Consider the following 13,352-nt stretch of genomic DNA (forward strand, 5'->3'; position numbering starts at 1 on the left):
GCGATGAACGCTGCCGCTTCCGACCTCATCGTTCCCGACGCCAGCGCCCGCCACTGGATCCGCATCTGCCGTCTCGACGATATTCCCACGCTCGGCGCGCGGGTGCTGGAGATCGCCGGCGTCGATCCGATCGCGCTGTTCCGCACCGCCGGCGACCGCGTGTTCGCGCTGGTCGATCGCTGCCCGCACAAGGGCGGGCCGCTGTCGCAGGGCATCGTCGCCGGCGACAGCGTCACCTGCCCGCTGCACAACTGGAACATCGCCCTGGACAGCGGCCAGGCCTGCGCGCCGGACGTGGGCTGCGCGCGCCGCTATCCGGTGCGGGTGGACGAGGGCGAGGTGTGGCTGTCGTTGCAGGGCGCCGCATGATGGACGGCGCGCACGTGCCCGCAGCGCACGCGGCCGCGGACAACGCGGCGCGGCGCACGCTGACCCGTTCCACCTGCTGCTACTGCGGGGTCGGCTGCGGCGTGCTGATCGAGACCGAGCACGGCGCCGACGGCGCCGCGCGCATCGTCGGCATCGAAGGCGACCGGCAGCATCCGGCCAACTACGGCCGCCTGTGCAGCAAGGGCCGCACCTTGCCGGAGACTGTGCGCAGCCTGCACGGCCGCGCGTTGCAGCCGGAACTGCGTACCCAGCGCGACGCGCCGCGGCGCGTGGTGGACTGGGCGGTAGCGCTGGACAGCGTGGCCGAGCGCCTGGCCGGCATCGTCGAGCGGCATGGGCCAGATGCGGTGGCGTTCTATCTGTCCGGGCAGTTGTTGACCGAGGACTACTACGTCTTCAACAAGCTGGCCAAGGGCCTGATCGGCACCAACAACATCGACACCAATTCGCGGCTGTGCATGTCCAGTGCGGTCAGCGGCTACAAGCTGGCGCTGGGCGCTGACGGCCCGCCGACCTGCTACGAAGACCTGGAGCTGGCCCGGACCGTGTTGCTGGCCGGCAGCAATATGGCCTACGCGCATCCGGTGCTGTTCCGCCGGCTCGAGGAGGCGCGTGCGCGCGATCCGGACGTACGCTGGATCGTGGTCGATCCGCGCCGCACCGACACCGCGGCGATGGCAGACCTGCATCTGCCGATCCAGCCCGGCACCGACGTGGCGCTGTTCAACGGCATGCTGCACCACCTGATCTGGGAAGACCGCATCGACCGCGCGTTCATCGCCGCGCATACGCAGGGTTTCGCCGAGCTGCGGCAGACGCTGCGCGAATACACCCCGGCGATGGCCGCCGATATCTGCGGCGTGCCGGTCCCCGACCTGGTGCAGGCGGCGGAATGGTTCGGCCGCGATGCGCCGGCGCTGTCGCTGTACTGCATGGGCCTGAACCAGTCCGCGCACGGCACCGACAAGAACCTGGCGCTGATCCACCTGCACCTGGCCACCGCGCAGATCGGCAAGCCCGGCGCCGGCCCGTTCTCGCTGACCGGACAGCCGAACGCGATGGGCGGGCGCGAGGTCGGCGGCATGGCGACGATGCTGGCCGCGCACCGCGAGATCGCCAGCGCCAGCGATCGCGCCGAACTGGAGCGGCTGTGGCAGCTGCCGGCCGAGCGGCTGTCGGCGCATCCCGGCCTGCCGGCGGTGGCGCTGTTCGATGCGCTGCGCCGCGGCGAGGTCAAGGCGGTGTGGATCGCCTGCACCAATCCCGTGCACTCGATGCCGGATATCGCGAACGTGCGCGACGCGCTGCGCCAGGCCGAGCTGGTGATCGTGCAGGAAGCGTTCGTGCACACCGATACGGTGCCCTACGCCGACGTGCTGCTGCCGGCGGCGAGCTGGGGCGAGAAGGACGGCACGGTGACCAACTCCGAGCGCCGCATCTCGCGCGTGCGCAAGGCGCTGCCGGCAGCGGGCGCGGCCAGGCCGGACTGGTGGATCGCCAACGAGGTGGCGCGGCGCCTGGAAGCGCGGCTGGAGGCGCCGGCCGCCGGCTCGCGCTTCGGCTTCGCCGATACCGCGGCGGTGTTCGACGAGCACCGTGCATTGACGGTCGGCCGCGACCTGGACATCGGCGGACTCGACTACGCGCGGCTGGATGCGCAAGGCCCGCAGCAATGGCCGCTGCCGGCCGGCGCCGCACACGGCCAGGCGCGGCGCTATGCCGATGGCGTGTTCGCCACCGCCGATGGCCGTGCGCGCTTCCATCCCACGCCGTACAAGCCGGTCGCCGAGCCGACCTCCGCACGGTTTCCGCTGCGCCTGCTGAGCGGGCGCCTGCGCGACCAGTGGCATGGCATGTCGCGCAGCGGCCGGGTGCCGGGGCTATTCGCGCATAGCCCGCAGCCGGGCCTGCGCATGCATCCGCAGGACGCGGCGCGGCGCGGGCTGCGCGATGGCGAGCTGGTGCGCATCGTCAGCAAGCGCGGCAGCCTGGTGTTGCCGCTTGAAGCGTGCGAGGAGATGCGCTCGGGCGATGTATTCGCGGCAATGCACTGGAGCGCGCAGTTCCTGGACAGCGGCGGCATCAACGAACTGAGCCTGGGCACGGTGGATGCACGCTCGCAACAACCCGAGCTCAAGCACGCCGCGGTGCGCGTGGAGAAGGCCGAATTCGGCTGGCATCTGCTGCTGGCGCGGCGCGGCGATGCGCTCGCGCTGCAGGCCGCAGCGCAGCCGTGGCTGCGCGACTTCGGCTATGCCGCGCTGAGTCTGCAGGCCGAGGCCGGCGAACCGGAGCAGGCGTGGCTGGTGCTGCGCGCCGCAGCCGGGCAGGCGCCGGCGCCCGCGCAGCTGGAAGCGCTGGCCGCGGCGCTGGCGCTGGCCGGTGGCAATGCCGACACGCTCGAATACCGCGACGCGCGCCGCGGCCTGCTCAAGCGCGTGGCCTGGCGCGGCGCCGCACCGGTCAGTCATCTCGATGGCCTGTTGCTGGCCGGCGCGCAGCGCGATGCCGGCGGCGAGACATTGCTCGAGCATGCATTGAGTGGCGAAGCCTGGCGCGGCGCGCGGCTGGCGGTATTCGCGCAGGCCGGCGGCGCGGCGCGCGATCCGGTGGTGTGCCAGTGCACCCAGGTGCGTGAATCGGCGATCCGCGCCGAAGCCGCGCGCGGCATGGCGCCTGCCGAGATCCGCGCGCGGCTGGGCTGCGGCAGCGTGTGCGGCTCGTGCATGCCGCAGGTGCTGCGGCTGTGCGCTACGGCGGCAAGCGCTTGAGCGGTCGCGGCTTGAACGCGGTCCTGGTGTGCGCTGCGGATGCCGCGACGAACGCCGCATGCGCCCGCCGCCTGGGCCACGCCAGCGGCAGGGCGCGGCGACAGCGCGTGTGGCGGGTGCGGACAGATGGCGTTGCGGATGCGCGCAGCGGTGCACAGGCAGCTGCGATGTCCTGGGTGTTGTTCCTTCTTTCTTGGCGGAGTCTGCGATGAACGATGCAAGCGTGTGCGGTATGCATGGCGGCGGCGCAGTGGTGTTGCTGTCGGCCGGTCCTGGCGACCTGGAACTGCTGACGCTGAAGGCGGTCAAGGCGCTGGCCGCGGCGCAGGTGCTGTTGCTCGACGATCTGGTCAATCCCGACATCGTGCAGTTCGCGCCGCAGGCGCGGGTGATCCGGGTCGGCAAGCGCGGCGGCTGCCGTTCCACGCCGCAGGATTTCATCTGCCGGCTGATGCGGCGCTATGCGCTGCAGGGCGCCAATGTGGTGCGCGCCAAGGGCGGGGAAGCGCTGTTGTTCGGCCGCGCCGGCGAGGAGATCGCGTTCCTGCGCGCGTCGGGCGTGCAGGTGCGCATCGTCAATGGCGTCAGCGCCGGGTTCGCGGCGGCGGCCGGGCTGGGCATGTCGCTGACCCATCGCGACCATTGCCACGGCATCACCTTCGTCACCGCGCACACCCAGGACCATGGCGAGCCGGACTGGGCAGCGCTGTGCGCCACCCGCACCACGCTGGCGATCTACATGGGCATGGGCCGTATCGCCGCGCTGACGGCTGCCTTGCTGCGGCACCTGCCCGGCGCTACGCCGGCCGCGGTGGTGCAGTCGGCGAGCCTGCCGCAGCAGGCGCAGGTGCTGACCACGCTCGAGCGCCTGGCGGCCGATGTGGAAGGCCTGGGCATCGGCGCGCCCGGGGTGATCCTGATCGGCGGCGCGGTCGGCGAGGCGCAGGTGCAGGCGTTCTCGCAGTCGCATGCAATGCAGGCGATAGCGTGATTGCTTGGAAGAGCAATATCAGCCGCGACGGGCTTCATCGGTAAAGCCCGTCGCGACTGATGGCCCGAGGCCACCCAGAGTCGCTCCCACAAACGACAGCATCGGCATCGGAAGTTCGCCAGCGCTCCCTGTAGGAGCGGCTTCAGCCGCGACGAGCGAAGTGGTGAATGTTCCGAACTGGCATGCAGTTGGGACGGACGTCCCTCCCACAAGAGGCCTCGCAGCTCCACAGCGCCGGTGCAATCCTTGTGGGAGCGGCCCCGGCCATCGAATCTGGGCCGCTGTCTGTGGCAGCCGCGCGTTACTCCGCCGGTGCCGGCGGCGCCGCATTCTGGTGCTGCGCGGCGGCGACCTTGCCGTCGCGTTCTGCCGCCAGCAGGGTCAACGAACGGCAGATGCCATGCCATTGCGAGCCGCCTGGCAGGCCGTGTTCGTGGTCGCGTTCGGCGGTGTCGATCAGCACGCGCCAGTGTTCGCCCTCGACCATCGGCAGGGTGAAGGTCACGTCCTCGGTGGCGCCGTTGACGATCATCAGCAAGGTCACGTTCGAGGCCGCCTGGCGCAGGCCGCTGGACGGCGCCTTGCCGTCCAGGCGCATCATCAGTGCGCGTACGTGCGGATCGTGCCAGGACGCTTCGGTCATCTCCTCGCCGTCCGGCGCCAGCCAGCTTACGTCCTTGATGCCCAGCTCTTCGTCGTAGACGCCGTCGAAGAAGCGAGCGCGGTGCAGCAGCGGGTAGTGCGCGCGCAGATGGGTCAGGCGCGTCACGAAGGCGGTCATGCGCTGCGCGCGCTCACCGCTTTCCCAGTTCAGCCAGGTCAGCTCGTTGTCCTGGCAGTAGGTGTTGTTGTTGCCGCCCTTGCTGCGCCCGAACTCGTCGCCGGCCAGCAGCATCGGCGTGCCCTGCGACAGCAGCAGCGTGGCCAGCATGTTGCGCATCTGCCGCAGGCGCAACGCGTTGATCTCCCAATCGTCGCTTTCGCCCTCTACCCCGTAGTTGGCCGAGATGTTGTTGTCCGAGCCGTCGCGGTTGTCTTCGCCGTTGGCTTCGTTGTGCTTGTGCGTGTAGCTGACCAGGTCGTGCAGGGTGAAGCCGTCGTGGGCGGTGACGAAGTTGACCGAGGCGGTGGGGCGGCGGCCGCGGTGGTTGAACAGGTCGGCCGAGCCGGTCAGGCGCGTGGCCAGTTCCGCCAGCTGGCCTTCGTCGCCGCGCCAGAACGCGCGCACGTTGTCGCGGAACTTGTCGTTCCATTCCGACCAGCCCGGCGGGAAGCCGCCGACCTGGTAGCCGCCGGGCCCCACGTCCCACGGTTCGGCGATCAGCTTGACCTGGCTCAGCAGCGGGTCCTGGCGGCAGGCGTCGAGAAAGCCACCCTTGGGATCGAAGCCGTGATGCTCGCGGCCGAGGATGGTGGCCAGGTCGAAGCGGAACCCGTCCACGTGCATCTCCGACACCCAGTAGCGCAGCGAGTCGTTGACCATGCGCAGCGCGCCGGCATTGGTCAGGTCGAAGGTGTTGCCGGTGCCGGTGTCGTTGATGTAGAAGCGGCGGTCCTGCGCCAGGCGGTAGTAGCTGGCGTTGTCGATGCCCTTGAACGACAGCGTCGGCCCCAGTTCGTTGCCTTCGGCGGTGTGGTTGTAGACCACGTCCAGGATCACTTCCAGTCCGGCATGGTGCAGGCGCGCCACCATCTGCTTGAACTCGGCCACGGTGCGCGTGGCCATGTAGCGCGGCTGAGGCGCGAAGAAGCCGATGGTGTTGTAGCCCCAGTAGTTGCGCAGGCCCTGCTTGAGCAGGTATTCGTCGTCGATGAAGGCATGCACCGGCAACAGTTCCACCGCGGTCATGCCGAGCCGCTTGATGTGTTCCACCACCTCGTCCACCTTGAGCCCGGAGAAGGTGCCGCGCCAGGCCTCGGGCACCGACGGATGGCGCATGGTGGTGCCGCGCACGTGTGTCTCGTAGATCACCGTGCGGTCCCACGGCGTCTGCAGGCGCTGGTCCTTGCCCCAGGTGAAGGCTGGATCGATCACCGCGCACCTGGGCACGTAGGCGGCGCTGTCGCGGCGGTCGAAACTCAGGTCCGCGTCCTTGTGGCCGATGGTGTAGCCGAACAGCGCCGGCGCCCATTTCAGCTCGCCGACCAGTTGCTTGGCGTAGGGATCGAGCAGCAGCTTGTTGGGGTTGAAGCGGTGCCCGGCATCGGGCGCGTACGGGCCGTACACGCGGTAGCCGTACAACTGGCCGGGGCGCGCATCGGGCAGGTAGCCGTGCCAGATCTCGTCGGTGTACTCGGGCAGCACGATGCGTTCGACCTCGCGGCCGCGTTCGTCGAACAGGCACAGCTCGACCTTGGTGGCATTGGTCGAGTACAGCGCGAAATTCACGCCCAGGCCGTCCCAGGTGGCGCCCAGCGGAAACGGGCGGCCTTCGCGGATGCGGGAGCGGCGGGCGAGCTTGCGAAGCGGCATGCAGAATCCTTACGACGTGGCGGGGCCGTTGCCGGCCGGGGAAAGCGAGTGGTCTTGCGGGTCGGCGCGGGCTTCGGCGTCGACCAGGCGTTCGGCCATGGCCCAGTGGCGGGCGGCGCGGCCGTCGGGCCGGCCTTCGGCTTCCCAGATTTCGTGTGCGAGTTGTTGGATGCGGCGCTGGCGTGTTTCTGCGTCCATGGCGATCTTGTCAGGGGAAGGTGGCCTGCACGGCCACCGGCATGTCAGGGAACGGCGGTCAGCACGGCCACCGGGAAGTCGGCGAGCAGGTCGGCCACCGGCATCGAGGCCGGTAGCGCGAGGTCGCGCCCGCTCAGCACGTGCCGGTACTGTGCCGCGGGCAACGTCAGAAAGGTGTTATGCCAATTCAGCTGCGCGCGCAGCGGTGCCGCCGCATCCAGCGGTTGCGCCGCGGCAGTCAGACGCGGCACCACCACCAGCAGAGTCTTGCCCGCATGTTCGCGTGAGAAGCCGAGCACGTGCTGCGCGTGCGGACCCTGCGCCTGCAGCGGGCGATAGCTGCCATGCGCGAACAGCGCCGGATGCGCGCCGCGCAGCTGCAGCAATTGCGTGGTCAACCAGGCCTTGATGTGGCCGCTGTGCCAGTCGCGCAGCAGCGCCGACCCTGCGCTGGCGTTGTCCAGCCAGGCCTGGCGCAGCGCGTAGTCCACCGGGCGGCGGTTGTCCGGATCGACCAGCGACAGGTCCCAGCCTTCGCTGCCCTGGTACAGGTCGGGCACGCCCGGCACGCTCAGCCGCAGCGTGGTCTGCACCAGGCTGTTGAGCGCGCCGGCCGGGGCCAGCGCGGCCGCTGCCTGCGCCAGCGCCTCGCGCAGCGGCGCGCCGGCCGGCGCCAGCAGCGCCGCGTCCAGCAGTGCGCGCGCGCCGCGTTCGTAGGCCGCGTCCGGCCAGGTCCAGTAGGTGCGCAGCTTGGCCTCTCGGGCGGCCTTCAGCTGCCAGGCACCGATGCGCTCGGCGTAGTCGGCCAGGCCGGCGGCATCGTCGCTGGCCAGTTCCAGCGGCCAGGCGGCGACCAGCATCTGCCACAGCATCAGCACGTCGCCGGGCAGCGGCGCGGCGCTGCCGGCCGGCAGCAGGTCGGCGCACAAGGCATGGAAGCGCGCCACCTGTTCGGCCCACCACGGCGCCTGCGCGCTGAGCGCGGCCAGGCGCATGCGCACATCTTCGCCGCGCTTGTGGTCGTGGGTGGCGGTGGCCAGCAGCGTGCGCGGGTGGTGCTGCGCGCGTGCGGCGTTGGCGGCGTGGAAATCTTCCGGCGTCCACGCGAACACGTCCGGGTCGCTGCCGACCTCGTTGCGCGACAGCAGCACGCCGTGGCGGTAGAACGCGGTGTCCTCGACCGACTTGGCGTTGAGCGGCGCCGACAGCTGCTCGATGCGCCGGCGCACGCTGCGCCGCAGCGCGATCTGCGCCTTACCGGTGCCGCGGCCGTCGCGGCTCCAGCGCTCGATCGCGTCGATCGCCGCGCACACCCGCGGCTCGGCACCATTGCGCGCGTGCTGCGCTGCCTGCGCCAGGCGCGCCGCATCGGCCTGGTCCAGGCCATCCGGCCCGGCGTAGCTGCGGTACACCTCGAAGTGCCGCAGCAGCGCCATCAGGCCTTGCGCCAGCATCTGCGGGCTGAACTCGCGGGTGGCCGGGTCCAGGTGCGCGGCGGCGGAAAGCGCCTGCACGGTGCGCACGAACTCCGTCTGCAGCGACCCCTGCAGGATCTCGTCGCGCGCGGCGCGCTGTTCCTGGCCGAAGTCGCCGCTGCTGCCGCTGTAGCGGCGCCACAGCGCGGTCAGCGGCGCGGCGCCGGCCGGGTCGTGCAGCACCCCGGCGACTTGGTCCATGAAGTCGTAGCCGGTGCTGCCGTCGCAGGGCCAGTCGCTGCGCAGGGTTTCCTGCGGCGCCAGGATCTTCTCGATGTACAGCGCGATGCCGCCGGCGGCGATGCCACGGCGGCGCCCGGCGCGGTCCAGCTGCGCGCGCAGCCGCTGCACGTAGCCGGTGGGGTCGGCCAGGCCATCGACGTGGTCCACGCGCACGCCATCGAGGTGGCCTTCGGCGACCAGCCGCAGCGGCAGTTCGTGCACCGCGGCGAATACCTCGTTCTGCTCCACGCGCAGCGCCGCCAGCGAGGTGATATCGAAGAAGCGGCGGTAGTTGAGCATGTCGTTGCCGACCCGCCACCAGGCCAGCCGGTAGCACTGGCGTTCGAGCAGCCGATGCAGCGCGTCGTCGCCCAGCCGCGCGGCGTCGTTGAGCCGCGCCGCCCATGCCTGGCGCTTGGCCGGCGGATCCTGGGCCAAGGCGCCTTCCAGGCGGATCGGGAAGCGCTGGTCGTGGTGCTCCAACTGCACCTCGCCATCCTCGGCCACACGCAACTGCAACGCGCCTTCGCTCAGCGCATGCGCGTAGGCGCGGTCCAGCACTGGCAGCCACAGCTTGCCGTCGCGGCCGGGCGCGCGCCAGTCGATGTCGAACCAGCCGGCGTGGCGGCTGCGCCGGCCATGCTTGAGCACGTCCCACCACCAGGGATTGGCCGCGTGCGCGGCCATGTGGTTGGGTACGATGTCCAGGATGAGGCCCATGCCGTGCGCGCGCAGGCGCTCGGACAGGTGCAGCAGCGCCGGTTCGCCGCCGAGTTCGGGATCGACCTGGCGCGGATCGGTGACGTCGTAGCCGTGGGTGGAGCCGGGAACGGCAACGCCGATCGGCGACAGGTACAGATGGCTGATGCCCAGGCCGGCGTAGTAGGGCACCTGCGCGGCGGCATCGAGCAGGGTGAATCCGGCGTGCACTTGCAGGCGCGCGGTGGCGCGCAGCGGGGTGAAGCTCATGCGTTGGTTCCTTGCGCGGCGCAGGCGCCGCGGCGCGCGTGCGCGAACGCCTGCAGGCGGGTGGCGAGCGGCGCGCCGGCCGCCGCCGTGTCCGCCGCCGGCAAGCGCCGGCGCCAGTTCGGGTGGCCATCGACGGTGCCGGGCAGATTGGGTTGCTGATCCAGTCCCAGCGCGTCCTCGGCCGGCAGCAGCGCCAGCGGCGAGGGCGTGGCGGCGACGAAGCGCAGCGCGTCCAGTTCCGGGTCGTGCGCCTGCGGCAGCGCTACGGCGACCGCAGCGTCCATGCGCGTCACGTCGGCGCTGCGGGCCAGGTGGTCGGCGTGTTGCTGCGCGGCGTCGGACAGCTGCAGGCGGCGGCGCCAGTCGATGTCCTCGCCGCGGCGCCAGCCGCGCAGCGTCGGCAGGTCGTGGGTGGTGGTGGTGGCGATGGCATCGCCGCGCCATTGCGCAGGCGCCAGGAACGCGCCCTTGGCGTCGCGGGTGAACAGCAGCACGTCGATGCCCATCACCCCGCGCTGCGACAGTTCGGCGCGGATGCCGTCCGGCACCACGCCCAGGTCTTCGCCGATCACGATCGCGCGGTGCCGCCACGATTCCAGCGCCAGCAGGCGCAGCAGATCGCGCAGCGGATAGCGCAGGTACACGCCGTCGGCCGAATTGGCGCCGCGCGGGATCGTCCACAGCCGCAGCAGGCCGAGGATGTGGTCGATGCGCACGCCGCCGCGGTCGCGCAGCACCGCACGCAGCAGTTCGATGAAGGGCGCGAAGCCGCTGGCGCGCAGCCCGGCCGGCGAGTAACCGCCGATGCCCCAGGCCTGGCCGTCGCCGTTGAACGCATCCGGCGGCGCGCCCAGTTCCAGCCCGACCAGCACCGCCTGCGGCCAGGCCGCGGCCTCGGCGCCACCGGGATCGAAGCCTACCGCCAGGTCGGCGATCAGGCCGATGCCCATGCCGGCATCGCGCGCCTGCTGCTGCACGCCGGCCCAACTGCGTGCGGCCAGCCACTGCGCGAAGCTGTGCAGGGCCGGATCGGCATCGCCGAAATCGCGCGCGGCGAACGCGGCGTAGTCGCGCAGCGCGGCGCCGCGGGCCAGTTGGAAGGTGGCGAAATCCGCATGCAGGGCGCTGTCGGCCTGGGCGAAATCGGCATGCAGCTGGCGCAGCCACTGCCACTTCGCCGCGGACGAGGCAGGCCAGTCGATCAGTGCGCGCGTCTGCGCGTCGGCGAAGGCCTGTTCGAGCCCGGCCGCCTGCAGCGCGCGCTGCGCCGCGGCGGCGCCGAGCACGCGCGCCGGTGCGGCGTGCAGCGGATCCAGGAAGCGCCGGTCGCCCGGCGAATACGGGCTGTAGTGCGTGCCGATCGGCCGTGCCGCATGCACCGGGCTCAGCGCGATCGCATCGCCGCCGACCTGCGCGATGCTCCTTGCCCAGGCGGCCACGCCGTCCGCATCGCCGATGCCGGCGTCGCCCGGGCCTTGCGCCGAATACACCTGCAGCGACAGGCCCCAGCGCCGCGGCGCGTCCGCGCCGACCGCCTCGGCCACGCCGTAGCAACGCAGCGGCGCCACCGCCAGCGTGGTGTGGCGGTCTCCGTGCTGCAGGGTCCAGTAGCCGTGGCGATCGACCGCGGCGACGCGGCCTTGTGCATCGAAGCGGCCGTCGCGGCGGCCGCCGTCTTCGTGTTCGAGCCGGTACGCCGCGCTGGGCGTACCGCCGGCGTCGATCGGCGTGCCGAGGTCGGCGGTCAGCAGCGACGCTTCGACGTTGGCGCTGGCTTGCAGCCGGCGCAGGCTGTCGCGGCAGGCAGCGGCGTCGTGCGCGTCCAGGCCGAGCGCGCCGAGCACGCTGCGCAGCGTGTCGGTGCCGACCGTACGCGGCGTGGCGGATGCGTCGATCCAGTCGACCAGCAGGCCGGCGGCGGACGCCAGGGTGTGCAGGGGGGTATCGGTCATGGGCGAGTCGGTGCCGCGGCAATGGGAAAAGACGGACGCACCGCCGTCGCAGCGCGCGCCGCGCACCCGTCAGGCAGGCGCACACTCGCGGGCGACGAACGGAATGGGCAGCTTGCCGGAAGCGCTGTCGCGATGGCGTCGCGACAGCCCGCGCTCACGTGGCGGAACCGGCTCGGTAGCGGGCGACGAAGGCGTTCGGCGGCAGCTGCGTCGGGTCGTCGCCGGCGTTTTCGGCATGTACCGTTGCGCCAGGCAGATCCAGCGCCACCGGCGTATCGCCGAAGTTCGCCGCCACATGCCATTCGCCGCTGCCCAGGGTCCAGCCCGCGGCCACCGCCTTTGGCCCCAGCGTGCGGGCGCCCACCGCGCGTGCCTGTGGCAACGCCGGCACCAGGTGCTGGCGGCGCAGCGCCAGCAGCGCCACGAACCAGTCGCGCCAGCGCGCGCCGTCGCCGTGGGTGGCATCGCCGATGTCGGCGATGGATGCTTCGAACGTGCTCAGCGCGTTCGGGTCGGGAATGGTCGCGCGCTGCTGCGGATCGGCGAACGCGGCGAAATGCGCGAACTCGCGGCGCCGGCCTTCGCGCACGGCTTCGTCCAGCGGCGGCGCGAAGTCGGTGAAGAACAGGAACGGGGTGCGGCTGCCCCACGGTTCGCCCATGAAGAACAGCGGGATCATCGGGGTCAGCGCGGTCAGCGCCAGCGCCGCGCGCAGCGCCGGCTCGGACACCTGGGTGATCAGCCGGTCGCCGCGCGCGCGGTTGCCGATCTGGTCGTGGTTCTGCGCGAAGATCACGAACTTGTGCGGCGGCAGCTGCGCGCTCGGCTCGCCGCGCGCATGCCCGCGATAGTCGGCTTGGCCCTGGTAGGCGAAGCCTTCGCCCAGCACCCGCGCCAGGTGCTGCGCCGGCGCATCGGCGAAACCGGCGTAATAGCCCTCGTTCTCGCCGGTCAGCAGCACGTGCAGGCTGTTGTGGAAATCGTCGTCCCATTGCGCGCTGTAGCCGCGCTCCAGCACGCCGGCCTGGTTGAACTCGTTTTCCAGCACCAGGTGCACATGGCGCCCGGCCTGCACGCTGGCCGCGATCGCTTCGCGCAGCGTGTCCAGGAACGCGTTCGGCACGATCGCGTGCACCGCGTCCAGGCGCAGGCCGTCGAAGCGGTATTCGTGCAGCCACATCAGCGCGTTGTCGATGAAGTAGCGCTGCACCGGCGCGAGCCGGAAGTCGATCGCCGCGCCCCACGGGGTCGGCGCGTCCTGGCGGAAGAACGCCGAGGCGTACTGGCCGATGTAATTGCCGTCCGGGCCGAAGTGGTTGTAGACCACGTCCAGGAACACGCTCAGGCCAAGGCCGTGGGCTTCGTCGATCAGCGCCTTGAGCTCGTCCGGATGGCCGTAGGCCGCGGCCGGCGCGTACGGCAGCACGCCGTCGTAGCCCCAGTTGTGGCGGCCAGGGAATGCCGCCAGTGGCATTAGCTCGATCGCGGTGACGCCCAGCGCCGCCAGCGTCCGCAGCTGCGCGCGCAGCCCGGCGTAGCCGCCGCAGGCGCCCACGTGCAGTTCGTAGAACACCGTGTCCGCCCACGGCCGGCCGCGCCAATCGTCGTGCTGCCAGCGATAGCTGTCGCTGGCCAGCACCGCGCTGGCGCCATGCACGCCGTCGGGCTGCCAGCGCGAGGCCGGGTCCGGTACCGGTTCGCCGCCGTCGATCGCGTAGCGGTAGCGGGCGCCGGCGGCGCAGGCCACGGTCGCGGCGAAGTAGCCGTCCGCCGCGGCGGCCAGCGGCTGGCGGCGGCCGTCGTCGAACACGATGTCGACGCTGCTGGCATCCGGCGCCCACAGTGCGAAGGCGACTTCGCCGTTGGCGGTAGGCCATGCGCCCTGGCGCAGTGCTGAGGGCGAGGTGGTGG

8 protein-coding genes are annotated in these 13,352 nt (G+C 71.5%); 3 read left to right on the forward strand and 5 right to left on the reverse strand.

Going from position 1 to position 13,352, the window contains the following annotated elements:
• The first annotated feature begins 3 nt into the window (after positions 1-3).
• The 3 genes from nirD to cobA all read left to right on the forward strand — a co-directional run bounded on the left by nirD (position 4) and on the right by cobA (position 4,152).
• On the forward strand, positions 4-369 hold the full coding sequence (gene nirD, locus E4A48_RS19885) for a nitrite reductase small subunit NirD (RefSeq protein ID WP_003469752.1): 366 nt from the start codon (positions 4-6) through the stop codon (positions 367-369).
• Entirely contained in the window at positions 369-3,161 is a 2,793-nt protein-coding gene (locus E4A48_RS19890; protein ID WP_409976385.1) for a nitrate reductase, read from the forward strand. The genes nirD and E4A48_RS19890 overlap by 1 nt, the downstream gene beginning before the upstream one ends.
• Before the next feature lie 250 nt (positions 3,162-3,411).
• Positions 3,412-4,152, forward strand: coding sequence for a uroporphyrinogen-III C-methyltransferase (gene cobA / locus E4A48_RS19895; RefSeq protein WP_200886362.1), 741 nt, complete (start codon positions 3,412-3,414; stop codon positions 4,150-4,152).
• Positions 4,153-4,453: 301 nt separating this feature from the next.
• Here the strand turns inward: cobA and glgX are convergent, their stop codons facing one another.
• The 5 genes from glgX to treZ form a co-directional block, all read right to left on the reverse strand.
• Entirely contained in the window at positions 4,454-6,625 is a 2,172-nt protein-coding gene (glgX, locus tag E4A48_RS19900) for a glycogen debranching protein GlgX (protein WP_039006110.1), read from the reverse strand.
• Positions 6,626-6,634: 9 nt separating this feature from the next.
• Complete coding sequence (locus E4A48_RS19905) at positions 6,635-6,823, reverse strand: DUF2934 domain-containing protein (protein WP_039006109.1); 189 nt, start codon at positions 6,821-6,823, stop codon at positions 6,635-6,637.
• Positions 6,824-6,867: 44 nt separating this feature from the next.
• Complete coding sequence (treY, locus tag E4A48_RS19910; RefSeq protein WP_142743038.1) at positions 6,868-9,489, reverse strand: malto-oligosyltrehalose synthase; 2,622 nt, start codon at positions 9,487-9,489, stop codon at positions 6,868-6,870.
• On the reverse strand, positions 9,486-11,441 hold the full coding sequence (gene malQ / locus E4A48_RS19915; protein WP_142743039.1) for a 4-alpha-glucanotransferase: 1,956 nt from the start codon (positions 11,439-11,441) through the stop codon (positions 9,486-9,488). Before malQ ends, treY begins: the two co-directional genes overlap by 4 nt.
• A 154-nt stretch (positions 11,442-11,595) precedes the next feature.
• The gene (treZ, locus tag E4A48_RS19920; protein WP_185910789.1) at positions 11,596-13,332 is read right to left on the reverse strand and encodes a malto-oligosyltrehalose trehalohydrolase; all 1,737 of its coding nucleotides are present in this window, start codon (positions 13,330-13,332) and stop codon (positions 11,596-11,598) included.
• Between the last annotated feature and the right edge of the window lie 20 nt (positions 13,333-13,352).

It is taken from the genome of Xanthomonas translucens pv. cerealis (assembly GCF_006838285.1).
GTDB classification, from domain to species: domain Bacteria; phylum Pseudomonadota; class Gammaproteobacteria; order Xanthomonadales; family Xanthomonadaceae; genus Xanthomonas_A; species Xanthomonas_A cerealis.